The organism is Bacteroides ovatus, from assembly GCF_001314995.1.
In the GTDB taxonomy this organism is placed as follows: domain Bacteria; phylum Bacteroidota; class Bacteroidia; order Bacteroidales; family Bacteroidaceae; genus Bacteroides; species Bacteroides ovatus.
Window position 1 is genome coordinate 6,208,534 of the sequence record NZ_CP012938.1, and the last position, 25,690, is coordinate 6,234,223.

At 40.8% G+C, this 25,690-nt stretch carries 21 protein-coding genes; 17 read left to right on the plus strand and 4 right to left on the minus strand.

The window, feature by feature from the left end:
• Positions 1–14: 14 nt before the first annotated feature.
• Positions 15–1,208 (minus strand): saccharopine dehydrogenase family protein, encoded by a 1,194-nt coding sequence (locus tag Bovatus_RS23510; RefSeq protein ID WP_004302080.1) that lies wholly within the window; start codon positions 1,206–1,208, stop codon positions 15–17.
• Between the two features lie 97 nt (positions 1,209–1,305).
• Complete coding sequence (locus tag Bovatus_RS23515) at positions 1,306–2,589, minus strand: hypothetical protein (protein ID WP_004302081.1); 1,284 nt, start codon at positions 2,587–2,589, stop codon at positions 1,306–1,308.
• A gap of 145 nt (positions 2,590–2,734) precedes the next feature.
• On the opposite strand from Bovatus_RS23515, the gene Bovatus_RS23520 reads away from it, so the two are divergent.
• The 12 genes from Bovatus_RS23520 to Bovatus_RS23575 all read left to right on the plus strand — a co-directional run bounded on the left by Bovatus_RS23520 (position 2,735) and on the right by Bovatus_RS23575 (position 14,479).
• On the plus strand, positions 2,735–3,523 hold the full coding sequence (locus tag Bovatus_RS23520; RefSeq protein ID WP_004302082.1) for an META domain-containing protein: 789 nt from the start codon (positions 2,735–2,737) through the stop codon (positions 3,521–3,523).
• A 328-nt stretch (positions 3,524–3,851) separates the two neighbouring features.
• Complete coding sequence (gene dnaK / locus Bovatus_RS23525; protein WP_004302085.1) at positions 3,852–5,765, plus strand: molecular chaperone DnaK; 1,914 nt, start codon at positions 3,852–3,854, stop codon at positions 5,763–5,765.
• Between the two features lie 213 nt (positions 5,766–5,978).
• Complete coding sequence (locus Bovatus_RS23530; protein WP_052588023.1) at positions 5,979–6,542, plus strand: helix-turn-helix domain-containing protein; 564 nt, start codon at positions 5,979–5,981, stop codon at positions 6,540–6,542.
• Positions 6,539–7,801 (plus strand): site-specific integrase, encoded by a 1,263-nt coding sequence (locus Bovatus_RS23535; RefSeq protein ID WP_004302087.1) that lies wholly within the window; start codon positions 6,539–6,541, stop codon positions 7,799–7,801. The genes Bovatus_RS23530 and Bovatus_RS23535 overlap by 4 nt, the downstream gene beginning before the upstream one ends.
• Before the next feature lie 311 nt (positions 7,802–8,112).
• On the plus strand, positions 8,113–8,466 hold the full coding sequence (mads1, locus tag Bovatus_RS23540; RefSeq protein WP_004302088.1) for a methylation-associated defense system helix-turn-helix domain-containing protein MAD1: 354 nt from the start codon (positions 8,113–8,115) through the stop codon (positions 8,464–8,466).
• Entirely contained in the window at positions 8,463–9,062 is a 600-nt protein-coding gene (locus tag Bovatus_RS23545) for a BT4734/BF3469 family protein (RefSeq protein WP_004302089.1), read from the plus strand. Before mads1 ends, Bovatus_RS23545 begins: the two co-directional genes overlap by 4 nt.
• On the plus strand, positions 9,013–10,815 hold the full coding sequence (locus Bovatus_RS23550) for a DUF3987 domain-containing protein (RefSeq protein ID WP_032575825.1): 1,803 nt from the start codon (positions 9,013–9,015) through the stop codon (positions 10,813–10,815). Before Bovatus_RS23545 ends, Bovatus_RS23550 begins: the two co-directional genes overlap by 50 nt.
• Before the next feature lie 101 nt (positions 10,816–10,916).
• Positions 10,917–11,285 (plus strand): MobC family plasmid mobilization relaxosome protein, encoded by a 369-nt coding sequence (locus Bovatus_RS23555; protein WP_004302091.1) that lies wholly within the window; start codon positions 10,917–10,919, stop codon positions 11,283–11,285.
• Complete coding sequence (locus tag Bovatus_RS23560; protein ID WP_004302093.1) at positions 11,269–12,168, plus strand: relaxase/mobilization nuclease domain-containing protein; 900 nt, start codon at positions 11,269–11,271, stop codon at positions 12,166–12,168. Before Bovatus_RS23555 ends, Bovatus_RS23560 begins: the two co-directional genes overlap by 17 nt.
• Entirely contained in the window at positions 12,168–12,806 is a 639-nt protein-coding gene (locus Bovatus_RS23565; protein ID WP_004302096.1) for a hypothetical protein, read from the plus strand. The genes Bovatus_RS23560 and Bovatus_RS23565 overlap by 1 nt, the downstream gene beginning before the upstream one ends.
• 138 nt (positions 12,807–12,944) lie before the next feature.
• Complete coding sequence (locus Bovatus_RS23570; protein WP_004302103.1) at positions 12,945–13,550, plus strand: master DNA invertase Mpi family serine-type recombinase; 606 nt, start codon at positions 12,945–12,947, stop codon at positions 13,548–13,550.
• The gene (locus Bovatus_RS23575) at positions 13,547–14,479 is read left to right on the plus strand and encodes a TaqI-like C-terminal specificity domain-containing protein (protein WP_004302105.1); all 933 of its coding nucleotides are present in this window, start codon (positions 13,547–13,549) and stop codon (positions 14,477–14,479) included. Before Bovatus_RS23570 ends, Bovatus_RS23575 begins: the two co-directional genes overlap by 4 nt.
• Here Bovatus_RS23575 and Bovatus_RS23580 read toward each other — a convergent pair.
• A complete protein-coding gene (locus tag Bovatus_RS23580) occupies positions 14,454–17,780 on the minus strand; it encodes an Eco57I restriction-modification methylase domain-containing protein (RefSeq protein ID WP_052588042.1) in 3,327 nt (1,108 codons plus the stop codon). The two genes, Bovatus_RS23575 and Bovatus_RS23580, sit on opposite strands and share 26 nt — an antisense overlap.
• Positions 17,781–17,790: 10 nt before the next feature.
• Entirely contained in the window at positions 17,791–20,772 is a 2,982-nt protein-coding gene (locus tag Bovatus_RS23585; RefSeq protein ID WP_004302108.1) for a helicase-related protein, read from the minus strand.
• 523 nt (positions 20,773–21,295) lie between these two features.
• Between Bovatus_RS23585 and Bovatus_RS23590 the strand changes: the two genes are divergently transcribed.
• The 5 genes from Bovatus_RS23590 to Bovatus_RS23610 all read left to right on the plus strand — a co-directional run bounded on the left by Bovatus_RS23590 (position 21,296) and on the right by Bovatus_RS23610 (position 25,438).
• Positions 21,296–22,468, plus strand: coding sequence for a site-specific integrase (locus Bovatus_RS23590; RefSeq protein WP_004302111.1), 1,173 nt, complete (start codon positions 21,296–21,298; stop codon positions 22,466–22,468).
• Positions 22,469–22,496: 28 nt separating this feature from the next.
• The gene (locus Bovatus_RS23595; protein WP_004302113.1) at positions 22,497–23,765 is read left to right on the plus strand and encodes a site-specific integrase; all 1,269 of its coding nucleotides are present in this window, start codon (positions 22,497–22,499) and stop codon (positions 23,763–23,765) included.
• A 209-nt stretch (positions 23,766–23,974) separates the two neighbouring features.
• A complete protein-coding gene (locus tag Bovatus_RS23600) occupies positions 23,975–24,223 on the plus strand; it encodes a helix-turn-helix domain-containing protein (RefSeq protein WP_229097227.1) in 249 nt (82 codons plus the stop codon).
• An 8-nt stretch (positions 24,224–24,231) separates the two neighbouring features.
• On the plus strand, positions 24,232–24,543 hold the full coding sequence (locus Bovatus_RS23605; RefSeq protein ID WP_224440804.1) for a hypothetical protein: 312 nt from the start codon (positions 24,232–24,234) through the stop codon (positions 24,541–24,543).
• 64 nt (positions 24,544–24,607) lie between these two features.
• Positions 24,608–25,438 (plus strand): hypothetical protein, encoded by an 831-nt coding sequence (locus tag Bovatus_RS23610; protein ID WP_004302119.1) that lies wholly within the window; start codon positions 24,608–24,610, stop codon positions 25,436–25,438.
• The last annotated feature ends 252 nt before the right edge of the window (positions 25,439–25,690 follow it).

Here is a 25,690-nt window from a genome sequence, read left to right on the forward strand (position 1 = left end):
GAACAAGTCTACTCTTATAATTCCAGATTTTTGTCGAACTCTTCATGCCAGGGAAGACCTTGCTTGTTGAGTTGTTCCATAAACGGATCCGGATTGAACTCTTCTACGTTGTTTACACCCGGACGCTTCCACTCACCTTTGAAGAACATCATGGCTCCGATCATTGCCGGAACTCCGGTGGTGTAGCTCACTCCTTGCATACCTGTTTCCCGGTAAGCTTCCTGATGGCTGCAATTGTTGTATACATAATAAGTACGTTCCTTGCCATCTTTCAAACCGCGGATACGACAACCGATAGAGGTTTCTCCTTCGTAGTTTTCTCCTAAATCCTGCGGGTTAGGCAATACAGCTTTCAAGAATTGCAGCGGCACAATCTTCACTCCGTTGTAATCAACTTCGTCGATTCGTGCCATACCGATGTTTTGGATAACGCGTAAGTGAGTTAAATACTCTTGTCCGAAAGTCATCCAGAAACGTGCACGTTTGATTGTCGGGTAATGTTTCACCAATGACTCCAGTTCTTCGTGATAAAGAAGATAAGAATCACGAGGACCGATGTTCGGATATGTCAGGTCTTTATGAATTTCCAGCGGACCGGTAGTTACCCATTTGCCATTTTCATAATAGCGTCCGTTCTGCGTAATTTCGCGGATGTTGATTTCCGGATTGAAGTTCGTAGCAAATGCTTTATGATGGTTACCCGCATTACAGTCTACAATGTCCAGATATTGAATCTCATCAAAATAATGTTTAGCTGCATAAGCGGTATAGATGCCACTTACTCCCGGGTCGAATCCGCAACCGAGAATAGCTGTCAGACCTGCTTCTTTGAAGCGATCGTGGTAAGCCCACTGCCAACTGTATTCAAAGTGAGCTTCATCCTTCGGCTCGTAGTTAGCGGTGTCCAGATAGTTCACTCCAGCTTTCAGACAAGCTTCCATAATAGTCAGATCCTGATAAGGGAGAGCCACATTAATCACCATTTCCGGTTTGAAATCGTTGAATAAGGCTACCAGCTCATCTACATTGTCTGCATCAACTTTAGCTGTTTTTATATTGGGGTTACCTATTGCCTCGACGATTTTATCGCATTTCTCTTTCGTACGACTGGCAATCATGATATCTGTAAATACATCGGCATTTTGTGCCACTTTGTGCGCAACGACAGTGCCAACACCGCCCGCACCAATAATAAGAACTCTACCCATTTCGTTAATTGCGAATTAAAATATTAAGAATATTGGAATTGTTAGCTTTGCAAATATACGTGATTATTTTCAGATAATCATTCGCAGCTACCCCTTTTTATTTGTAACGCTGCAAGGTTCCATTTTCAAATTCCAGTGTTTTGCCATTGTAGAACCAAGTTTCGAAACGATTGTCTTTTTTCAGCTCGATTTCTATCGGATCGCCAATGGATAAACGACATTCCACTGTACTCATGCCCGTCTCCAGATCTCCCCGGGAGATAATCTGCCAACGATTTTCTGTGATACCCGGATATTTTTTATGTATATCTTCGAATCCGAAAAAGTCTTCGATATAATTTTCATTTCTGACGATAACATCATATTTCAGATCGGTTTCCAATTCATAGATCGCTCCGTCATTGTCTTCTAATGAAAGAATAGCCAGACTGCCGGGAGGAGATAATCTAATATCTTTGATTTGCAGAACTGTATATCGGGGCAGGTGAACGCGTGATTCGGTCTGCTTGTCTTCAAATGATACGATTCTTTTGGCTGGCAGCACCTTTTTAGGATAAACTGTCATTCCCATATATTTATTTTTCAGGCTTTCGATAGTGCCTAGACTCTTATTGGTGAAACTGAATGCATTTGAGAAATATTTCATTCTCTTTTCTCCTTGAAAATCATTCAGGTCCATGCCGGAGTTTGTTCGTGAGAGGGCAACTTCCAGATAATAAGAATGTCCCTGTGTATCTTTGAATACGATTTTTGCCGGATATGCCTGACTGCCGACTCCGATAGCGGTAATCGTTGCTTCCGTATTGACGGGAATGGCTATATCCCGGTAACCGGAATAATTGTTGGCATCGTCTATCCGGACACTTTCTGCTTGTATATAGACTGTTTTTCCTACCAACAGCTCTTTAGCAGTATCCACATCTTTCAGATAAACCAATCCGTTGATGCCGGCACGGGGAGCCTTTTCGGAGATCTCCTCCAGCCGCATATTCTTTATCTCATAATAATATTTTCCTCCCTCACATTCGAAGATGAAGCGAGTGGAGTAGTTAGTCCCGTTGGGGATATTCTGAGCTTTCTCTTCAGTTCCCGTGAAAGTGAGTATTTTATGTTTCAGCAGGCTGTTGTCTACCCCTTTCTCGGTCTCGTAGCTGGAAAGGGTGGGAAGGAACATGCTCCGTGGAGATGGAACGAACATAAATTTCATCCCGGGTGTCCATTTGCCCAGCGGTAGCAACGGAAAGTTACTTTTGATAAACTGTTCTTCTTGGCCTACAGGGATTTCCTGTGCAGAAGGAGTAGTGACGATGTAATCACTTTGGGCTATGATAGGAGACGTACCACAGCAGAATAGAATCAAAGACAGGACAATTATTCTCATATTTGTTTACTTTAAGTGAACTATGTAAATTGTTCGTTTGTTGTACATTTACTGGCAAATGTATATATTTTATGTTGCATTGGATGTTATTTCCCAATCTTTTTGATATCTTTGCCCTCGATTTTAACTTAAACGTTATAACAATATGAAGAAAGTATTTGTTTCAATTTGCATTGCTGGTGCAGCACTTGCAATGTCTTCGTGCCGTTCGGTTGAGAAGGCAATTCCCCTGTCATCTATCAATGGTGAATGGAATATCATAGAAGTCAATGGCTCGAAAATCACTCCGGGCGAAAGTACCCCCCTTCCTTTTATCGCTTTTGATACAGCAACTGGTCGTGTGTCCGGCAATAGCGGCTGTAATCGGATGATGGGTAGCTTCGATGTAAATGCGAAGCCGGGAAGTCTCGAACTTACAGGAATGGCTAGTACTCGGATGATGTGTCCGGATATGACTACTGAAAATAATGTATTGAATGCTTTTGCGCAAGTAAAAGGATATAAGAAGGCAGGTAAGGACAAAGTGTTTCTTTGCAATTCGTCCAACCGTCCGGTTGTCGTTCTACAAAAGAAGGAGGCTGATGTGAAACTTTCGGTTTTGAATGGAGAATGGAAAATAAAAGAAGTGAATGGTGAAGCAATTCCTTCCGGAATGGAAAAACAACCTTTCATTGCTTTTGATGTGAAGAAAAAGACAATTCATGGCAATGCCGGATGTAATTTGATTAATGGCGGTTTTGAAACCAGTACCAGCAATGCCAAATCAATTTCTTTTCCGGGAGTAGCGAGCACAATGATGGCTTGTCCGGACATGGAAACAGAAGGTAAGGTGCTGAAAGCTATCAATGAGGTGAAGTCATTCGATGTGTTGTCCGGTGGCGGCATTGGCTTGTATGATGCAAATGGCGCATTGGTCATCGTGCTGGAAAAGTAATAAATAGATCAATCTATATAATAGGATATGCCTGTGTCGTCATGTGCGACACAGGCATATTTTTTTTCTTTCATCGAACCAGAGTCGTCTGTATTTGTTTAAAGAAACAGTTGCTGACTGGCTTTGAATATGACTATGTCAGCAGTGTTTATTTATTAAAACTGTCTTTTTGGCAGATATTATGTCATGCATTCGTATAATTTCTTTTTGGCACACGGTTTGCTTTTTAGTAAGCGTCCGTTCGCGACGAGGCTCCTTGATAAGAGCCGGAGAAACAACCGGACAAAAAGAAATCAATGAATAAATAATAAATAAAAAAATAACGATCATGGGAAAAATTATTGGTATTGACTTAGGAACTACAAACTCTTGTGTTGCCGTATTCGAAGGTAACGAACCTGTAGTAATTGCAAACAGTGAAGGTAAACGTACGACTCCTTCTGTTGTCGCTTTCGTAGATGGCGGTGAACGTAAGGTGGGTGATCCTGCAAAACGTCAGGCTATTACGAACCCTACACGTACAATCTTCTCTATCAAACGTTTCATGGGTGAAACTTGGGATCAGGTACAGAAGGAGGTGACTCGTGTTCCTTATAAAGTAGTGAAAGGTGACAATAACACTCCGCGTGTTGACATCGACGGACGTCTGTACACTCCGCAGGAAATCTCTGCTATGATTCTTCAGAAAATGAAGAAAACTGCCGAAGACTATCTCGGTCAGGAAGTAACAGAAGCAGTAATCACCGTTCCTGCATATTTTTCCGACTCTCAACGTCAGGCTACTAAGGAAGCCGGACAGATTGCCGGTCTGGAAGTAAAACGTATTGTAAACGAACCGACAGCCGCAGCTCTTGCTTACGGTCTGGATAAGGCTCACAAAGATATGAAGATTGCTGTATTCGACCTTGGTGGTGGTACATTCGATATCTCTATCCTCGAATTTGGTGGTGGTGTGTTTGAAGTACTTTCTACAAATGGTGACACTCACCTGGGTGGTGATGACTTCGACCAGGTAATCATCAATTGGTTGGTACAGGAATTCAAGAACGACGAAGGTGCTGACTTGACTCAGGATCCGATGGCTTTGCAACGTCTGAAAGAAGCTGCTGAAAAAGCTAAGATTGAGCTTTCCTCTTCTACAAGTACAGAAATCAACTTGCCGTATATCATGCCGGTGGGTGGTGTGCCTAAGCACTTGGTGAAGACTTTGACTCGTGCAAAATTCGAATCTTTGGCTCACGAATTGATTCAGGCTTGTCTTGAACCATGTAAGAAGGCAATGAGTGATGCAGGTTTGAACAATGCTGATATTGATGAAGTAATCCTTGTTGGTGGTTCTTCACGTATTCCGGCTGTTCAGAAATTGGTAGAGGATTTCTTCGGCAAGGCTCCTTCTAAAGGTGTGAATCCGGATGAAGTGGTAGCAATTGGTGCTGCTGTACAAGGTGCTGTTTTGACAGACGAAATCAAAGGTGTGGTATTGTTGGATGTTACTCCGTTGTCAATGGGTATCGAAACACTGGGTGGTGTAATGACTAAGTTGATCGATGCTAACACTACCATCCCGGCTCGTAAGAGTGAAACATTCTCTACTGCTGCCGATAACCAGACGGAAGTTACTATCCACGTATTACAGGGAGAACGTCCGATGGCTGCACAGAACAAATCAATCGGTCAGTTCAACTTGACAGGTATTGCTCCGGCTCGTCGTGGTGTTCCTCAAATTGAGGTTACATTTGATATCGATGCCAACGGTATCTTGAAAGTATCTGCAAAAGATAAGGCTACCGGTAAAGAACAGGCTATCCGTATTGAAGCATCCAGCGGTTTGAGCAAGGAAGAAATCGAAAAGATGAAGGCTGAAGCTGAAGCTAATGCTGAAGCAGATAAGAAAGAACGTGAAAAGATCGACAAGCTGAACCAGGCTGACAGCGTAATCTTCTCTACTGAAAATCAGTTGAAAGAATTAGGTGATAAGTTGCCTGCTGATAAGAAAGCTCCGATTGAAGCTGCTTTGCAGAAATTGAAAGATGCTCACAAGGCACAAGATTTGGCTGCTATTGATACTGCTATGGCAGAAATCAATACTGCTTTCCAGGCTGCAAGTGCTGAAATGTATGCACAGAGCGGTGCGCAAGGTGGAGCACAGGCTGGTCCTGATATGAATGGTGGTGCTGGCCAGCAAGATAACAGCAAGCACGGAGATAACGTTCAGGATGCTGACTTCGAGGAAGTCAAATGATTCCGATAAGGATACAGATAATAAACAATAAGCAAAAGCGTGCAGCTCAATGAGTTGCACGCTTTTTGCGTTTATGGGGTTCATGGTTGCTATGTGTTTTCTATGGGCTTTTTTATCTCTTATTTGCGACATGTTTGCGACAAGACAAAAAAGTAGATAATGTGGTACTTAATCACACTTATACATACTAATACATACTTAAAAGTAGATAACATGCCAACAATCGGATTTGAAATCAAACGGAAGTGCAAGGTCTGCGGCAAAGTGTTTGTCGCAAAAACACTTGACAGTCACTATTGTTCCCCTAAATGTGGTAAAGTGGCTTGGAAACGCAAAAAGGATGTAAAGGATAGAAACGCGAAGTTAGAAGCCATTGCCCAACAAGTATCAGACATCAGAGAGTACATTTCTGTAAAGGAAGCCGTCGCTATGTTCGGGGTGGAACGTAGCACTCTGTATCGCCTGATTAAATTGGGACGTATTCCAACTATCAATATGGGTACAAGGCTCACACGTATCAAACGCTCTGAAATGGAACGGCTTTTTCTAAACAGATCGGAAAGTATTGCGGAGAAAGAAAAGCCTGCTCCTAAAATATACAGCTTAGAGCCGGAGGATTGCTATACCATTACTGAGATTTGTGAGAAGTACCATATTAATGACAGTTCAGTATGGGCACATGTTAGAAAATACTCTATTCCCTCAAGACAAATAGGAAACTATGTGTATGTACCCAAGCAAGAAATTGATAATCTATATAAGTCAGAAGTAGAATGAAGAAAGCATTACCAAATACCAAAGTGACCGTCAAACTCAGAAGGTCGAATTATAAAGAAGAGTGGTATCTGATTATAGAATCATACCCAGTTTATAAGCGAGGTTCTAAACGGGCAAGCCGTGTGGTGGAATCTATTAACCGGACTATATCCACGCCTGTTTGGGACAAATCGTCCATTGCACGTATTTTGCCAGATGGAACATTCAACTATAAGCCTAAGCGTGATTTGAATGGGATTATCCAATGCCGTTCAACGATAGACCAAGAGGCTTGTATCTATGCTGACAATGTCCGTAAGTTACGCCAACACGAATACGATAGTGCCATCCTTTACACTGATAAGGAAAACGAAATCGCTGCACAGAATGAGCGGAGCGAACAGGATTTTATCAAGTATTTCAATGGTATTATAAGCACACGTCATCCCAATAGTTCCGATTCGATTATAGTCAACTGGAGGCGTGTAGGCGAATTATTGAAAATGTATTCACAAGGGGAGCCAATTCCATTCAAGGCGATTTCCGTTAAACTGCTTGAAGATATAAAGATGTTCCTTCTCCGTGCCCCAATGGGAGGGAATAAGAAAGGTACTATCTCACAAAACACGGCATCGACTTATTTCTCTATACTCAAAGCCGGATTAAAACAGGCATTCATTGATGAATATCTGACCGTTGATATAAGTGCGAAAGTAAAGGGAATAACAAACATAGAGAAACCTCGTGTTGCGCTTACCATGAATGAAGTGCAGATGTTGGTTGATACTCCTTGCAAGGATGATGTTTTGAAACGTGCGTTCTTGTTCTCTATTCTCACTGGATTGCGGCATAGTGATATTCAAACTTTGAAATGGAAACAAATTCAGCAAACAAGCAAGGGCACATGGCAGGCAGTCGTAATTCAGCAAAAGACAAAAAGGCCCGATTACAAGCCTGTCATTCAACAAGCACTTCAACTATGCGGCATACGTCCAGACGATGATGAAGCACTTGTTTTTGAAGGATTGACTGATGCCTCTTGGATTTCTCGCCCGTTGAAAGTCTGGATAGAAGCTTCCGGTATCAAGAAGCATATCACCTTCCATTGTGGCCGCCATAGCTACGCTTCGCTGTTGCTGGAAAATGGAGTTGACATATACACCATCAAGTCTTTGATGGGACATACTAACGTCAAAACCACGCAGATTTATACGCATATCGTAAACGAACAAAAAGAGAAAGCCGCCAATACGCTGCATATAGAAAATTTGGATTTATAGATTGTGGTGGTTGTATCCACCATTGAGCACCAATGACTTTGTAATACCAATCATATACTTACCACCGTTTACCCCTCATGAAGCATCGGCTTTTTGAGGGGTATTTTGTTGCATAGAGGCTTTCGATAAGGAATGTGTTAGTCTAAACAGTCGTTTATTCCCCTTTTATTATGTCTTCCAATAAATTCTCGTATTAATGAAACTTAAATCTGTTAGTGGTAAATGAACGGTTGATTGGTGGCGGTCAAGCACCTATTTAGCACCTATAAGCATCCCTATACTTTTGCGGTATTAACTTAAATACGAAGAAAATGGCTTATAAAGTAAATTCGTTAGAGGAGATGCCGAATGCGTTGTCCTACTTGATTGAGTCCGTAGAAGTACTACAAACCAAAGTAAATGCCTTGCAGCATAAGCAGGCAAGTAATTCACCCAAGTGGATGGATATAGACGAGCTTTGCGCTTATCTACCATCGCATCCAGCCAAGCAAACGGTTTATGGATGGGTATCAACCAAACAGATTCCCGTACATAAAATAAATAAAGCGTTGGCTTTTCTGCAATCTGAGATTGACGATTGGTTGAAGAACAAATCGCATAAGACACAGGATGACTTAATGGAAGAAGCCAAACAATTTGTCGAATCTAAAAAGATTATCAGATGATGGAAATGACAGACTATTGTTTTTCATTCTTTCGCAAGCCCATTCAAAACATCGAACCGATGAGGGCTATAGGTATTGTGGATGCGTATCGTTATATCATCGGACATTATGCCCAACCACAAACCGAGAACCTTCGGCAGATGCAGTCCTCTCCCGAAGCCAAAAGGTACAAAGCCACCCATTTTGACTATTGTACTTTTTCGGGATTATTCCGGAAACGGAATGAAAAGGAACTGATTATGCACTCAGGATTGATGTGTTTGGATTTCGATCATGTGAAGAACATTGGGGAGTTAAAACAACAATTACTCAACCATGAGTATTTTGATACGGAACTGTTATTTGTCAGTCCATCCGGTAATGGATTGAAGTGGATAATACCTGTTGACTTGAAAGGCTGGAAACATTCCCGGTACTTCAAGGCTGTTGCCAACTGCATCAAAGCGACAGGTTTGCCATTAGTGGATATGTCCGGCAGTGATGTGGCTCGTTCATGCTTCTTACCCTACGACCCACAAGCATATATTAACCATAAATACAAAAATGATGTCGAAGAAAATCTTTTCCGCCCAAGATTGGGAGAATGTCCCTTCTGAAATACAACAGGCACATACACCAAGTATTACCCTTATATATAATAAGGTAAAGGAAGATGTGGAATGTGTTGTTCGGGAGATAGAGCAGCGTGCCATTGATATAGCATCCAGTTATAAAGATTGGGTGGAGTTGGGCTTTGCGCTTGTGGATGGATTGGGAGAAAACGGACGGGAGTATTATCACCGCATCAGCAGGTTTTACCCTGCCTATAAAAGGGAAAAAACGGACAAACAATATACGTATTGTCTGCACTCCAAAGGACAAGGCATTACTATCCGCTCTTTCTTCCATTTGGCAAATCAAGCCGGAATCTCATTGGCTCCGTTCAGTAAAGAGCATTTATCCATTTTACCAAATATCCAAAATGGAAAAACGGGTAAATGGATAAAATCAGAAGAAGAACTTCCTGTATTTCCTGAATGTGTGTTTGAGCATCTTCCTCCTTTTCTAAATGAGGTTGTCAATAATTCCATTTCAGTAGATGACCGTGATACGATATTAATCGGGGCTATTGTGTGTTTGTCGGTATGCTTTCATAATGTTTGTGGCGTGTACGATGAACGCATTGTTTATCCGAATCTATATCTGTTCGTGGTGGCAGATGCCGGTATGGGAAAAGGAGCATTGACCTTATGCCGAGAATTGGTAGCTCCCATTAACCGTAATTTGCATGAACTTTCAAAGCGGATGGAACAGGAATACAAAGAAGCGATGAGCGCTTATATCAAAGGTAAGAAAACTGATGAAATGACTATGCCAACAGAACCGCCCATGCGTATGCTCGTCATTCCTGCCAATAGTAGCGCAAGTTCTTTCTTGAAGATATTGGGGGACAATGACGGAATCGGGCTGTTGTTTGAATCGGAAGGTGACACGTTAAGCCAGACTTTAAAGTCGGATTACGGCAATTATTCCGATGTGTTGCGAAAGGCATTTCATCATGAGCTGGTAAGTTTAAGTCGCCGTAAGGACAGGGAGTATTGCGAAGTAGCTAATCCGAGAGTTTCGGTAGCTTTGGCTGGAACTCCAGAACAGGTAAGAAGATTAATTCCTGATGCGGAGAACGGATTGATGAGTCGCTTTTGTTTCTATATTATCCGCTTCAAACGAGGTATAAGAAATGTGTTTGCCACAAGCGACATTTCTCAATCCAAGAATGCCATGTTCAAACTGTTGGGAGATAAATTCTGCCATTTGCATGAGAATTTTGTACGGCAGGGTAATTATTCCTTTTCTCTTCCCTCTGATTTGCAGGAACACTTTATTGAATATCTCAGTCGGGTGAATGAGGAATGTTGTGACGAAGTGGATAACAAGATGCAAGGAGTAGTCAGACGGATGGGACTGATTGCTTATCGTATAATGATGGTGTTGACTGCTGTCCGACATTTGGATAATGTGATTCACAAATCTTCTTCTGACGAGACTGTACAATTGGTTTGCCATGAGTTTGACTATTCCATAGCCATGAGTATTTGCGACACCCTGCTTTATCATGCCGTATTCATTTATCAGAATTTGTCAGGAAATCAGTCTAAGCGATTCAATGCCGCTTCGCAAGAGACGGGCGTTTATGCACGAAGGAACACCCTTTATAATATGTTGCCTGACACTTTCACAAAGAAAGATTATGATGCGGCGGTTTTAACTTTGGGCGAGAATGGAAGTACGGCAAACAAGTGGATAGAGGCCTTTATCAAAGATGGCAAACTAAGCCGAATAGAACAAGGTAAATATAGGAAGATTTTTTGAGTGGCAAGTTTGTGTTTTAGTGTCACTAAAACCTAGGCGGCAAGCGGATAGAACTGCCACTCTTAAAAAATCAATTTATGCACATCAAAGTTTAGATAAGTATGAAGAAAAAGAAACTTGGTGGTCGCCCAAAGTTAGCGAATTACCAGAAACGCACGAAATGTTTCCGGGTAATGTTTACCGAGAACGACTATATCTATATCCAATCCAAAGCCCAACAGGCTGGACTGTCTGTCAATGAATTTTGCCATCAGGCTGCAATGGGCTGTGAAGTTGGTCAGCGTATCAGTCCGGAAATGGTATCGGCAATCCGTGACCTTTCCGGTATAGCCAATAATGTCAACCAGATTGCCCATCAGATGCACATCTATGGTTTGGAAGCCGTGAAACAACAATGTTTTTCTATTATATCAGAAGTCAGTAGAATTATCACCCAAGTAAAGAATAACAATCATGATAGCGAAGATTAAAACAAGAGCCGATTTTGGAGGGATAGTAAATTACGCCAATGATCAAAAGAACAAGAAAAAGAGTGCCATACTTTTAGCATACGAAGGTGTCTGTGCCATCAGCAATAAGACCATAGCCGATTCTTTTCAGATACAAGCTTCTATGCGTCCGAAAGTAAAAAGTTCGGTGAAACACGTATCACTTGCTTTCTCTCCGCAAGATACCATCCGTTTTTCCGATGATGAAAAAGGAGATACACTTATGGTGGAGATTGCCAAGAAATGGATGGAGCAGATGGGGATTAGCAATACCCAATATATCATAGCCAGGCATCATGATACGGAACATCCACATTGCCATATAGTGTTCAATCGGATAGATAATGACGGTAATCTCATTTCTGATAGCAACGAACGGATACGAAATGCAAAAGTCTGTCGAGCTTTAACCAAAGAATATAAACTTTACTTTGCCCTTAAAAACAGCAAAGCCAGAAATAAGAGCCGTTTACGTCCTCATCAATTACGGAAGTATAATCTACGTTCTGCAGCTCTTGATGCACTGGCTGTATCTCGCTCATGGAATGATTTTCTTGGCATTCTCAAAGGTCAGGGCATAGATATGCGTTTTAATCATGCTGAGAACTCTGATAAAATTCGTGGTATATCCTTTTGTATGGATGAATTTAGCATTGCAGGTTCTAAACTTGACTGTGATTTGAGTTTTAACAGCCTTTGCGTTACGTTGGGCAATGTAACTACAGAATTGATTATTCAACCCCATCAGGCCATAACTTCCAGTGGAGGTGGAGGAACAAGCAATGAACAAGGATGGCGAGACGATAAAAACAAGGATAGCCAAAGAAACGAACCTTTCTATAAACCCTCAAAACGTAGAAGATAATGAAAGAAGATGTAGTAGCTGCGAATCTTGCAAATTTGCGTCAAAGTATCAGTGAGCTAAAAGAATGTATTGAAAAACAGAATGCCACTGTTTCTAAATCGGAACAATCTGTAAAAGTGGACTTTGACGAAAAGATCATTTATAATGGAGTCGCTAAAGGTTTCTGCACTTGTTGGAATGAAGCCTTGTCTGTGGTAAAGAAACATATTTGGAAACAACAGCCGAACACTTTACCATTTTCACTATGGTTCCCGAAACTCATTGAATTATTCAAGCAGAAGTCCAAACTTCTTGAATATCTTTATCGGCACGTTTGCGATTACAATCTCAATCGTATGACTATTGAAGCAAATACGGATTGCATATTAAAACGGCAGGATGAGATACTTGCAAAAATCAATGAATTGAAAAATCCAGTAACCATTATTCCACCCAATATTAATGGGATGTTTATACGTGGGCATCATATAAAACTCCAGTATGTTGTGGTCTTTATTGTCGCTATTGTTACATGGGCTATTACTGCTTCTGTTAGCAGTATGAAGTATAAGGAAGAAAGCTTTGCGTATTATTCGATGTATCGGGCTGTAAAGGAACAATCTGAACTTATATTAAAAAAATGGAGAAACTCAAAATAAAGAAATAGCATTTGTTGCATATAAAAAATACTGCTTATTAAGGATTTATTCTTTTATATTCTTATAGAATATGGCTAAAAGGATTTTTCTTGTTATTATGGGATATTCTATAAAGTATAAATAATAAAAAATAAAATTATGATTTACGGATACATTAGAGTAAGCAGCGATAAGCAGACAGTAGAGAATCAGCGTTTTGAAATTAATAATTTCTGTGAACGTTATAAACTTGTAATTGATGGTTGGATTGAGGAAACCATTAGTGGTATGAAATCATACAATAAACGTGAATTGGGTAGGCTTTTACTACAGATTCAGAAAGATGATCTCATTATCTGTGCAGAATTATCACGATTGGGAAGAAATCTATTCATGATTATGGAGATATTAAATATTTGTATGACCAAAGAATGTCGTGTGTGGACTATAAAAGACAACTATCGTCTTGGTGATGATATCCAAAGTAAGGTTCTTGCCTTTGCTTTTGGACTATCTGCTGAGATTGAACGTAATCTTATTAGCCAGCGCACGAAGGAGGCTTTGGCAAGAAAAAAAGCTGAAGGTGTGACATTGGGACGACCAAAGGGAAGAAAAAGTTCTGTAGAAAAATATAAACTTCATGGAAAAGAAAATCTTATTCATGAACTTTTAAAGGCAAAAGTTTCTAAGCGTAAAATTTCTAAATTATGTAAAGTTGATAGAAATACGCTTGACCGTTTTATAAAACAGTTTTTGACGGAATGAAACAGAGCGATTTCGTGCAGCAACAAGGCGTGAAGTGTAACTTTGCAGATTCTATCCCATGGGTGATATTGTCTCCCATTGAACAGAGCATCAAGCAGAAGATTGAGTCTGTGGGAATACCCTTGAAGGATTGGAACATCCAAATCAACTATGGGATAAAAACTGGTTTCAATGATGCTTTTATCATTTCTACCGAAAAGCGTGATGAGATACTAGCGAATTGTCAAACAGAAGATGAACGTGTTCGGACGGCTGAACTTATACGACCGATTTTGCGTGGCAGAGATATTAGGAGGTATGAATATGAGTGGGCTGACAAGTACCTCATAGCCACATTTCCATCACGTCACTACGACATAGAGCTGTACCCTGCCGTAAAGCGACATCTTCTTTCATTTGGCAAAGAAAGACTGGAGCAGACAGGCAAGACCTATTCTATCAACGGCGAAAAAATCAAGGCTCGCAAGAAGACTCACAATAAGTGGTTTGAAACACAAGACAGCATCAGCTATTGGGAGGATTTTATGCGGCCAAAAATAATATGGAAGCGTATAGGGTCAATACTTCGCTTCTCGTATGACACTACGGGTAATTTTGGTCTTGATAGTACCTGCTTTGCCACAGGGCAACACATGGCTTATTTGTGCTGCATATTAAATTCTCTTATGGGGCATTATATGTTCAAAGATTCTCCCAAGACTGGTACTGGAGACTTGCTTGTAAGCGTACAAGCCATTGAACCTATTTTGATACCGATGAATAAAGATATGGAATGCTTGTTTGAAAATTTACTGGAAGAGGTCTTGAAACATCGCTCGGAAGAAACAGAAAAGGAAATAAACCGTTTAGCTTTCAAACTATACGATTTATCTCCTGCTGAAATCAACTACATCACTGATTTTGTTACTCAATCTCAACAAAGCCAATAACTTGTCGTTCTTTCTCTGATAGATTATATAAGTCGAAAATCATGGAATCTATTGCCATGGCTTTCGACTTGCTATATACATTCTGAATATCATTAACAGCAGACCTGAATCGTGCATTCATTTCGTCTGTCACCTGCATTACTGGAATTTTGTCAAAAAAAATTTTGCTCATTTCACGAGTTCCACCTTGTAGTTCTGGAAATGAATCACGGAAGCAGAACTTGAACAAAGAAGAATTGAAGAATGCAGTAAGATATGCTATAGCTTGACCTGTTATAATGAAACACTTTTGATTTGTACAATAAGCATTGTCATCATATACGAACGGCATATATTTTGTCATGTTGGGATAGACAATTTTTGGCTTATTAAAATCCTCCATATAAGCACAGTTACGAAGGTTATATGGCGTATCTCCTTTGTCTGTTCTTTTCGATATTTTATCCCAATATAAATCTAAATGAGCTTTTATGGCAGGATACTCTTCGATTTTGATGCGAGGTAATTTACCTTTTATACCATTATGAATGTTGATAATCCATAATTCAGCCCATTTATACCCGTATCTCCTAATATCTCTGCCACGCAAAATCGGTCGTATAAGTTCAGCCGTTCTTTTGCGTTCTTCTTCCGTCTGGCAATTCGCCAATATCGCTTCACGTTTTTCCGTATCAATGATAAAAGCATCATTATAACCTGTCTTTATTCCATAGTTGATTTGAATATCCCAATCCTTCAAAGGTGTTCCTACGGCTTCTATCTTCCGCTTGATGCTTTGCTCGATAGGAGATAGGATAACCCATGAATCGGAAGAAGAAAAATCACACACCGCTCCGCTATGCTGCACGAAAACGCTCAAATTCTTAACGCCATCTTTATTTTGTTTATTGGTGACAGTGCATAAAGTTTTATGCTTGTTATCTTCTTTAGAAAAGAGTAAGATGTTTGTATCAACTGTAGCACTCTCAAATATTTTCACGCCTGCGAAGTCTATAAGCAATTGGGGATTTGTATTCTTAGCAAAGAATCCACGTGTTTTTTCTCCGTATCCGGCACGCATCCATTTGTTGGACGTGATATAACAAAGATGACCTTTGGGTTTCAGTAATTGCCATCCACGTTCGTAGAAAAGGCAATATATGTCTCCCGTTTTTGCGAATGTTTTATAGTCACATGGTTCATAGAGTTTAGCCAATTCACCACCATTATTTTGTAACTGGATGTATGGAGGGTTACCTATTACTATATCGAAGCCATCGCTGACTCCAAACATCCAAGCAGGATCGAAGAACTCTGCTACTGTATTTTGGTCATAAGGATTCCATGCTGCCAATTGTATAGCATCTTCAGGGGCAAAGTCTTTGTCATCCGCCAGTAATCTAGCTAATTTTTCACGTAATACCTTGTCCTTTTCTCGTAAGGTACTTTTGCGGTTAGCAGTTTTTGCAGAAAAATGTTCATGACGGACTTCTATCAATTTCTGTTTTGTTGGCTCAATATCCGGATTCTCAAATAAACAGTGTGAAGCTTGCTTCTTTTTAGCAATCAAAGAATTGGCAGCGACAAACTTTGTTTCGAGGTTTGGTAATGTCGGTATGCCAAAGTTTGGTTTAGAAGCATCTTTTTCACAATCGCAAATCAGTGAGATAAAAAAGCGTAGTTTTGTTATTTGGGCTGCGATACTCTGAATGTCGCTGCCATAGATGCAATTTTCTATGATTGCCAATTTCAAGTCATACACTTTCTCATTTGGAGAAATACGACAGAGCACATCTATCATGCGATTAAGCAATCCCATCGGGAATGCTCCAGAACCACAAGCCGGGTCAAGTATTTTGATAGCCTTTAATCTTTTAGCGACACGCTGATATTCTTCTGGTTTTTCTCTGTCAAGGGTGAAATCTGGATTGAATAAGGAACGTACAAATTGAGTATCTCCTAAATAGGTAATGAGACTTTCGTCTACCATGTAATTGACTATTTCACGGGGCGTATAGAACGAACCACTTTGATTTCGCGCTGTTTCCTTTGTTTCGGGGTTGTATGCGCCTAATAGATTCTCAAATACTTTACCTAACAATTCTGGGTCAAGGGCTACCTGCTGTTCTTCGGGTGAATTTTCCTCTATTGTAAAGTTGTAGCGGCTGAGGATTGAAATCAGTCCTTTCTCTGAATCGAAGAACAGATTGTTAGGGATAATGGCACGATTGCGATAGCGCCCATCAGCAAAACGTTTGTCGTTGCGACTGAAGCCATCATAATTGTAGGCCTGTTCAACACCGTCAATCGTCTTGGTCTTATCAAGGCATTCAAAGAGTCCACCATTAAGGAAGGGGACTTCTGAGAATAAGGTAACGACATCATTCTCGCTGATGTTAAACATTTCGGCATAGCGATAGAGGGTTTTGATATCTTTCTTTATATTGGTAGCGAACTTGCGTTTGTTTCCTTGTTCATCTTCAATAGCACGGTTAAGTGTTGCAAAGAACAAGTTCTGGAGAATTGCATTGTAATAGTTTCCAACAGTCTGACTATATGGGTCAAACTCTTTTAGGATAGTCTGCAAATAATCAATATCGAATATCCGTTGTGGTACCAAGTCCTTCTGCTTGATGAACCATACGAACATAATACGGGTAATAAGTCGAATTACTTTTGTTTCTAAATCCTCACGGTCATCATCTTCAGTTCCCGTATTATTGGGAAAAGAAACATTAGATGATGGTTCTATAGCCCATTGATACCATTCGAATAAATCCTTGTAGAACTGCTTTGTGAGTGTCTCGACAGAAAATGCATTCGTTATGTCACTGAGTGTCTGTTTGCTATTTTTCAATGTGCCAAACTGTTCTATGGCAGTACGGCATCCACGACCTTCGCCAAGCAAATATGTATAGCGTTTTGTATTAGTTGACATCTTTTCATATTCGCCTTGTTTGTTAAACCCCCAAGTTTCACTTACGTATGAGAATCTAAGAATGCTTTCATCCTTACGATAACAGAACATAAATGCTCCAGCATACCCCATATTACGCCAATCTGTAGTGAGCATATCACGAATGCCACGACGGTTACGCTCAATGTCAACTTTGTCACTCAATTCCACTTCGTATATGGCTATAGATTCTCCATCTACAAGAGATATTTTGCCAAGATTCAATGCTTCTTTAGCTAAGCGGCTACTTACGTGGACCGCAGAAGGAGTGTTCCAAAAACTAATTTTGTTTCGGAATATATCATAAAGCAATTTTTGCCAAGCCTCACGATTATATTTAGATTCGATGACTTCTTTGTAGTTCATATTGCTATTTTTAGAGTTTATTGAATGATTCTGATAAAATAATTTCTGCATTAGTCTCTTGCTCATTAAGCAGAGATTCTTGTGCCGTATAATATGGTGCATACTTTTTTGCCATATCAATGATTTCTGCAAGTGCTTCATCATGTGTCATTCTGGCTTTACCTCCTACGCGACGCAAGTTTTTCTGTATGCGTTGTAAGCGTTTAGCTATGTAGGTGATGACACCTCTTTCCGCTAATGTTTTGAGCTGAACTACTTTTATGTATAGTTCATTATCGTCTATTTCACGAATGAAATTATTTAACAAATTTACAGCGGTACTAACTTGCACTCCAACAGAACCTTGTTCTTCATGGGTAGTTTCTTGAGAACGTGCTTCTTCATCCTGCATCATGCGAAATTTTCGTAAAGCCATATTAATATGCTTATGGTGTTGCTCTATACGCTCTGCGGATTGTTCTTCTTTGGGAGCTTTGAAATATTTTAGAGCATCAAGCACAGAAAGTTCTTCTGCTGTTTCTGAGACCAAAAAGAATACCTTACGGAAATTCGTTTTCAGGAATACAAGAGTGTCATTTGCAAGTGTTACTCCATCTACTTTTTTCATTTCACGACCAGTACGGCTACGCAATGAGAGTTTTGCTATGCGATTATATTCTCTACGGTTGTTTTGATAGAGTGCACGGAGTTCCTCATAATATGGCAATTCTTGATTACATTCTTCCTTTTGTTTCTTCATGCCTTCATCAAAGAGTTTACTTAAGTCGCGGTCAAGAATTTCTTCTTGTGAGTAAATTTGGTTGTCTTCACCGAAGGTGGAATGAAAGGTTTGAATCTTACTTAATGCGATTTGATTTAGATTGATTTCACGGTTTCCTTCACGGGATGGATAGAAAACGTAATTGTATATATGTTTGGATGAAGAACCGATACGATTGACGCGACCAATACGTTGCATCAGTCGGGTGCTATTCCAAGGAGTGTCATAATTTACAATCACATTTGCTCGATGCAAGTTTACACCTTCAGCAAGCACATCTGTGGTGAGGATGATATTGTAGTCATTGAGTTTTGTCTTATAGTTAGCATCAAAATTCTCACGGATAGTTTTGAACTGCTTACTACGATTATCAGCGGAGATTACCAATACGTCTTTACGATTAATACGGCGTGCCAAATACTCTACTGTGTCAACTGATTCTGAAAATACAACCAGTTTCTGTTCAGGATTGCGTTCCGATTTGAACAACTTATGCTTAAGCAGCTCATTGAACTTTGTGAACTTGGAATCATCTTCGTCTTTTATATCTGCCCATTCTGAACATAACATTTCAAGTGTATTCTGATCTCCTCTAAGCATTTCTATAAATTCAGGCTTAAAATCATCAGCAGTGAATACTGCATTTTTGGGATTATCTTCCGCTTTGGCATTTAGTTTCTCCTCAATTTCTTCATCACTCAACCCTGATTCTAATAGCATATTGATATCAAGATCCGGAGCAATGAATACTTTGTTGCGGTCAAACATATCTATCATATTTTGGTTTGCTTGACGGAAATTGTCTAATGAAACTTGGAAAGCATAAAAACTGCTTTCTAGCCGCTTCACCAATCCGTTTTTACGGATTCCAGCTAAGCTGCGGCTTATTAATTCCGCGTTATCATACAGTCCTTGTGCCACTTCAGGCTTCAAGTAGGCTATAGCTTGATAACGAGCGTACGTCAAGTTCTTTTCAAGAGTAAGCATAGCATGTTCAAACAAATCAGCGAGATGCTCATTAAGCTCATATCGACTTTCTATAGGACGCTCTACTTTTGGAAAGCCATTCACATCCTTATTATATCGAGGCACGTTCTCGATGTCAGTACGTGTACGCCGAACCGTCAATGGCTTGATAACGCGGTCTCGAACTCGTTCTGCTAATTTCTTGAATCGACTTATGTCGAAATTTGGCTCTCTTTTTAGCTGTTTAAATTCTTTAATAAGAGGTGAAAAGAATGCCGTTAAATTTGATACACCATCAATCGTACATCGGCGTGGATCTTGGAATAATTGGATTTCTGTGTATATATCTGCAGGTGTATTATTCATAGGTGTTGCTGAAATAAGCATTACCTTTTTCTTAAAGCCGGGAATATTTCCATTTTCTATACGGGGCATTTTGCATATTTCCTGCAATTGCTCAAAGGCAGAGGTTGTATGCGAGCGGAATTTATGTGCTTCATCAACCAAAATAAGGTCAAATTCATCAGCATTCCAGTAGTTATAATTGTCTTCATCGAGAATCTTAGACAAACTGCCATTGGAAATAAAATTAACATACTTGTCAATGCCAAAATCTTTAAATGTTGCTTTCCAGTTGTGTTCTACGGCAGGTGGATAGACGACGAGAATTTTTGTTTTGTCACGCCCATTCTCGATCAAGAATTTCTTAGCTATCATTGTAGCAATTACAGTCTTGCCAAGACCTACAACATCAGCAAGAAAAAAGCCATCGTAACGCAGTAGCTTTTGATAACCTTCTTCCACAGCATCCATTTGGTAATCATATTTCTTATACCCTTCCGGCATATCAAATGGATTGTTATCGTCTGTTGCCATGACTCTATCCGAAAAATACTCCATGAGCATTTTAATATAAAGGTCATAAGGTGAAGCATCACCTTTGAGGTATGTATGATCTATTGATGTTTTTACATCATCAGCCGTAATTTCGCATCCTTCGGCTTCTTTCCATAATAATTCAAATTCTTCTTTGGCAAATTTTACATCATCATATCTATCCATTTTTACATTAAACTCATACTGACGTTCCTCCGTGATGCCTAGTCCGTTTCCAGTAAGATTACTGGAACCAGTTATAGCCATTCCTTGGGTGTATTGATTAAAATCGTTTGGATAAAGTACGTATATTTTGGCATGTATTTTTTTTGAAGGATGCGCTCTTAGTTCCAATTTACCATCAATAAGGTCTTTCACCATTTGGAACATTCCATTTTCGACCTCTTTGCTATAATGCGAATGCTCTATATCTCGGCGAATTTCACGTAGACACTCTTCTTTTACTTCTTCTTCTGCTCCAAAAAATATCTTTCCTTGCCTTGTTGCTTGTGCAATGTATTTATCTACATTTATTCCTATTAAGACCCTAACCTTATTTATGTTGTCTAGGAAAGGACGTCAAGAATATCTTAGTCCTCCGAAATGCGTTTGAAAAGACAAGAAAGCAAATGAAAGTAAATGCACTAAGTATCAATGCTTTAAGCGATAATTTGAATTTTCCAATGTTTGCCAAACTCACTCTTAAAAAGACATAAAAGACTGTTTCTTGTTTCCGTTTTGTTTCTCGTTTCTCGGTTTATTTTCTTATCTTTACATCAGTTTTCCGAAGTAAGGGAAGAGAAAGAAAAGCAAATGTCAGCATTGGAAACCATATCTGACATGAACTTTCAACAAGAGGGAGAAAGACCCTCCTGGCAGCAGAATACAAAAACAAAATAACACTTTATACATCATGGCAAGACCAAAGAAACATGTAAAGCTGAAAGAACCGATTAAAATTCGGTTGAAGTCGCTCGCAGATGGCAACAAGAGCATCTATCTTGACATCTACTATAAGGGAGTGAGAAAGTATGAATACCTCAAACTCTATCTCGTCCCCGAAATCAATCCCGTCTGTAAGGAACAGAACAAGCAGACTATGGCGATTGCAGAACGCATCAAGGCAGAGCGCATCAAAGCCCTGCATGGTCATGGCATACAGGACTGGGAAACCGTCAAGCAAGGTTCAATGCTTCTCACTACTTGGATAAAGAAGTATTGTGAAGGTGGTGTCGGCATCAAGAAGTCAACACTCCATTGCCGTGTGGAAATGCTGCACACCGTGGAGAAGTATCTTGACGAGACAAACAAAGGCTTCATTGCCCTTGAAGAGGTCAATGCGGAGTTCTGCCGTGGTTATGTAAAATTCTTGCGTAACTTCCCAAATTCCCATATCAAGTATGGCGAGCCAAGACCTATCAGTGAGAATACGGCAAGCCGATACCTCGGAATGTTCTCCACTGCTCTCAATAACGCTGTGCGCCAAGGCATTATCCGAAACAATCCGATGAAGGAACTTGATGCACGTGAGCGCATCCAACCCAAGGAAGGCAAGAAAGAATACCTTACTATAGAGGAACTTCGCACCCTCATAGCTACGGATAGTTACCGCCCAGAGGTCAAGGAGGCTTTCATCTTCGCTTGTTTTACAGGATTGCGATTAAGCGACATGTACCGTCTTGCGCCGATGCACATCTTCAAGACCGCTGACGGAAAAGGCGAATACATAGACATGGAAATGCAAAAGACGGAGAAGCCTGTTATAATACCTCTCTCGGAAGAGGCTAAGCGTTGGTTGCCGAAACCAAGAGGAAATGATATTCCTTTCTTTGACATTCCGACCACACAGACCGTTATAGGCAGGGCTCTCCACAAATGGGCGGAAGCGGCAGGGATTGAGAAGCATATCTCATTCCATTGCTCACGGCACACGTTCGGAACGATGATGCTCACGCTCGGTGCAGACCTTTTTACCACAAGCAAGCTGATGGGACATTCCAACATTCAGACCACGGAAATCTATGCTAAAATCGTGGACAAGAAGAAGGAGGAAGCCATCAACCTCATTGACGGTATGTTCACATAAATCATTGACAACGAAAACATATAGAGACATGACAATAACTATCAGACAAAAGGCACTTGCCAACGACAACATAAGCTTGTATCTTGACATCTACGATGGTGGCAAGCGCAAGTTTGAATTTCTTTCCCTCTATTTGTTGCCGGAGGTTGATGCAGAGACCAAAGCAAGGAACGAAGAAACATTGCAACGTGCTCACCAGATAAGAGCAGAGCGTATTCTTCATCCAGAGACCATTCCAGAGGTAGGTCATTTGATGATTGTGAAGGAAATCCCCAATGACGAGTCTCCCGAAGTCTTGGACTGGATCCAGACTTACATCGACTGGATGAGCGACAACACAGACTATTCCAAGGCTATTGTTGACCAATCAAAGTATCTGAAATACCTAATGAGCGAGTTCCTTGCCAACAAGCGCAGACCTCACATCACTCTGAGGAAGTTCGACAAGGAATGGTTAAAGGCTTTCTTCCTTTGGTTGAAGAACGACTATGTACCCCAAAAGTATGTACGAGTTGAAGCCAAACCTTTGTGTGAAGGTTCCCTTCACAATGTTCAACAGCGCATAGTGACGGTGTTCAACAAGGCTGTCAAGTTCGGCAAGTTGAAGGCTAACCCTTTCTACCAGTTGGAGAAGTCAGACATCTTTCCCAAGCCAAAGACATCACATAAGCAGTATCTCACTCCAGATGAACTGAAAAGGTTCATGGCTTCAGATGAGAGAAGTCCTGGAGTTGCAGAGACACAGAGAGCTTTTGGTTTTGCCTGTCTAACAGGACTTCGTATCAGCGACATCAAGGCTCTGCGGTGGAGTGATATCAAGAGGAACGAGGAAACAAACACGCTTGTAATCATCCAAAAGAAGACCAAGGCTCTCAATGCCGTACCAATCGGCAATACCGCCTTGTCATGGATGCCACCCAAAGGCAATGATGATTTTGTGTTTCACCTTCCTGCCAAGGCTAATGTGGATGCAGCCCTTAAAAGGATAGCTAAAAAGGTGGGCATTGAGAAGAATATCTCTTTTCACTGTGCCAGACATACATTCGGAATTTTGGTGCAGGCGGTTACTGGTAACATTGAGACTACCAAGAAGCTGATGGGACACAAGTCACTCAAATCCACCTCCATCTATGCAGATGTGCTGACGAATGAAAAGGTCAAGGCTGTTGACAACACGAAGAAAGCCTTTCGAGGTCGCAAACAGCGTGAAGAGAACAAGCAAATACCGAGGACAAAGCGGACAGCAGCCACCAACACCCATCCACGCAGAATAACTTTTTTACAGGATAACAAGTAAACGGAACTTTTCAGGATAACAACCAGTTAATTTCACTTTTGTAGTCCCCATTTTTCGGGCAGGGATTTCTCTCTGCCTTGGGGGACTGCACTTTCAAAACAAGCAATACAACAAATCATAAACAATTAAATTACAGGATAATGAACAAAACTATCGACACCGAGACTCTTCTTTTGAAGGTAGAGTCACATGAGCACCGCATTGGGATAATGGAGAACCTTCTCCGTGATGCCAAGCAAGTATTGACACTGGAGGAAGCAGCCTTATTCATGGGTATATCAAAGAGCAGTCTCTACAAGATGACACACAAGCATGAACTTCCGTTCTTCCGTCCCAACGGCAAGATTATATACTTTGAGAAGTCCGAGCTTTTGAACTGGATGCGCCAGAACCGCAGTATGTCCGAAGCTGAGACCAAGGCTGCAGCGACCAAGCACATGAGTGAACTTTGTAAATAGACATGGCGATGATGAAGGACGATATTTCCCATGAGGAGTACAGAAGCAAGTTGGCGAATGTCGCTGACCTTGCTGTGAGCTACATCAATACTGGCAACGGCTACTTTCGGATGCGTGATGCTTTCAACGGACTTGCCGAGCAATGCGGAGCCAACAAGGGCATTAATGATAAAGCAACTGTCGGCAGAAGAAAACTTCTTGCCCAGTCTGTTTGCATTGAGTGCATTTCACGATTAAGCAGTCATTCTAATGACAGGTTGCAAGGCGAGCTCTATGTTATCGCAGAGGACATTTCCCCAAGGAGAGGATGGCATAGATGATTTTCTCTTTACTGAGAAAAACAGTCTTGTCAGTTATGGTTATAATATTCAAAATTCACAGAACATGGATAAACAAAAGATACATTACTGCTTCACGCTGTCCGATGTACAGATGGAGTATCTTCGCTGCAAAAAGTACAAGATTGACCGCATGGAATGCTTCATGTCTCTTGCCTCTCTTGCTGAACGTGAAACAACACTTGTTTCTATCAGCAAGACCCAACAAGTGGAAATCTTGTGTGGGCAATGTCTGGTTGACAATACCCAACTTGCCAAACTCTGGGATAAAGACCGCAAGACCGTACCCAAACTTTTACAGGCTATGGAGGATGTGGGCATTTCCTCTTCACAAAAAGTTGGAGACAACCGCATCATTACCCTGCATTCCCTCTCTGGTTGGTATGTGGACGGAAGATTTGTCAAGAACGGCTTTTCATTGAAGCGCAATACTGATGGCTCTGCAATCATCCACACGGAAGTTCCACAAGCAAGAGTAATTGTTACGACAACGGAGGATGATACAAAGTCGGACAAGGAAGATGGGCATTCTGCCAATGGAATATCCGATACTGACAACAAGGGCAATTCTTCTACGGCAGATATTTCTTCTTCCCTAAATTCGACTTCATCTAATGACAACAGAAGCGTGGGTAAGGTCGGAACGAATGGCAATCTGTCCGATGCTGTTACTGGTGGAATTTCCCCACAACAAAATTACTCCAGACAATCTGTTGGCAATCCTTCTTCCATGCAAGAAGCAGATGCCAAACAGAATGAGGGAGAACACAACACATATCCACAGCATCTGGCAGGAGGACAAACACAACAGTCTAACGGTTCTAATGCCAATGGTTACAAGGCTAACAGCTACAATAACGGCAATCAAAAGGCATAAAGAGGCTTATGAGCAACCATACAGAGAAATCATCCCAAAGGACGATTGACCGCCATAGGCTACCGCCAAACTGTTATACGTTTAAGCAGCCTTGGGGGACGGACGCTGTTAAAAGTGCCGTCATTTTATAGGTACTTTTCGAGAAATCCTTTTGTAATACAGAAGCCGTGTCCGTCTTTCTGTATTCCTAAAAGTTTCTCGGACTACTCGCAGGCTCGCAGTCGTGACCACCTTTGCAAGGTGCTTGTAATC

What these genes read in the sequence shown, in the direction of transcription:
- Bovatus_RS23510 (WP_004302080.1), bottom strand. Translation starts at nt 1,208, where the DNA reads ATGGGTAGAGTTCTTATTATTGGTGCGGGCGGTGTTGGCACTGTCGTT.
- Bovatus_RS23515 (WP_004302081.1), bottom strand. Translation starts at nt 2,589, where the DNA reads ATGAGAATAATTGTCCTGTCTTTGATTCTATTCTGCTGTGGTACGTCT.
- Bovatus_RS23520 (WP_004302082.1), top strand. Translation starts at nt 2,735, where the DNA reads ATGAAGAAAGTATTTGTTTCAATTTGCATTGCTGGTGCAGCACTTGCA.
- dnaK (WP_004302085.1), top strand. Translation starts at nt 3,852, where the DNA reads ATGGGAAAAATTATTGGTATTGACTTAGGAACTACAAACTCTTGTGTT.
- Bovatus_RS23530 (WP_052588023.1), top strand. Translation starts at nt 5,979, where the DNA reads ATGCCAACAATCGGATTTGAAATCAAACGGAAGTGCAAGGTCTGCGGC.
- Bovatus_RS23535 (WP_004302087.1), top strand. Translation starts at nt 6,539, where the DNA reads ATGAAGAAAGCATTACCAAATACCAAAGTGACCGTCAAACTCAGAAGG.
- mads1 (WP_004302088.1), top strand. Translation starts at nt 8,113, where the DNA reads ATGGCTTATAAAGTAAATTCGTTAGAGGAGATGCCGAATGCGTTGTCC.
- Bovatus_RS23545 (WP_004302089.1), top strand. Translation starts at nt 8,463, where the DNA reads ATGATGGAAATGACAGACTATTGTTTTTCATTCTTTCGCAAGCCCATT.
- Bovatus_RS23550 (WP_032575825.1), top strand. Translation starts at nt 9,013, where the DNA reads ATGTCGAAGAAAATCTTTTCCGCCCAAGATTGGGAGAATGTCCCTTCT.
- Bovatus_RS23555 (WP_004302091.1), top strand. Translation starts at nt 10,917, where the DNA reads ATGAAGAAAAAGAAACTTGGTGGTCGCCCAAAGTTAGCGAATTACCAG.
- Bovatus_RS23560 (WP_004302093.1), top strand. Translation starts at nt 11,269, where the DNA reads ATGATAGCGAAGATTAAAACAAGAGCCGATTTTGGAGGGATAGTAAAT.
- Bovatus_RS23565 (WP_004302096.1), top strand. Translation starts at nt 12,168, where the DNA reads ATGAAAGAAGATGTAGTAGCTGCGAATCTTGCAAATTTGCGTCAAAGT.
- Bovatus_RS23570 (WP_004302103.1), top strand. Translation starts at nt 12,945, where the DNA reads ATGATTTACGGATACATTAGAGTAAGCAGCGATAAGCAGACAGTAGAG.
- Bovatus_RS23575 (WP_004302105.1), top strand. Translation starts at nt 13,547, where the DNA reads ATGAAACAGAGCGATTTCGTGCAGCAACAAGGCGTGAAGTGTAACTTT.
- Bovatus_RS23580 (WP_052588042.1), bottom strand. Translation starts at nt 17,780, where the DNA reads ATGAACTACAAAGAAGTCATCGAATCTAAATATAATCGTGAGGCTTGG.
- Bovatus_RS23585 (WP_004302108.1), bottom strand. Translation starts at nt 20,772, where the DNA reads ATGTTCCAAATGGTGAAAGACCTTATTGATGGTAAATTGGAACTAAGA.
- Bovatus_RS23590 (WP_004302111.1), top strand. Translation starts at nt 21,296, where the DNA reads ATGGCAAGACCAAAGAAACATGTAAAGCTGAAAGAACCGATTAAAATT.
- Bovatus_RS23595 (WP_004302113.1), top strand. Translation starts at nt 22,497, where the DNA reads ATGACAATAACTATCAGACAAAAGGCACTTGCCAACGACAACATAAGC.
- Bovatus_RS23600 (WP_229097227.1), top strand. Translation starts at nt 23,975, where the DNA reads ATGGAGAACCTTCTCCGTGATGCCAAGCAAGTATTGACACTGGAGGAA.
- Bovatus_RS23605 (WP_224440804.1), top strand. Translation starts at nt 24,232, where the DNA reads ATGATGAAGGACGATATTTCCCATGAGGAGTACAGAAGCAAGTTGGCG.
- Bovatus_RS23610 (WP_004302119.1), top strand. Translation starts at nt 24,608, where the DNA reads ATGGATAAACAAAAGATACATTACTGCTTCACGCTGTCCGATGTACAG.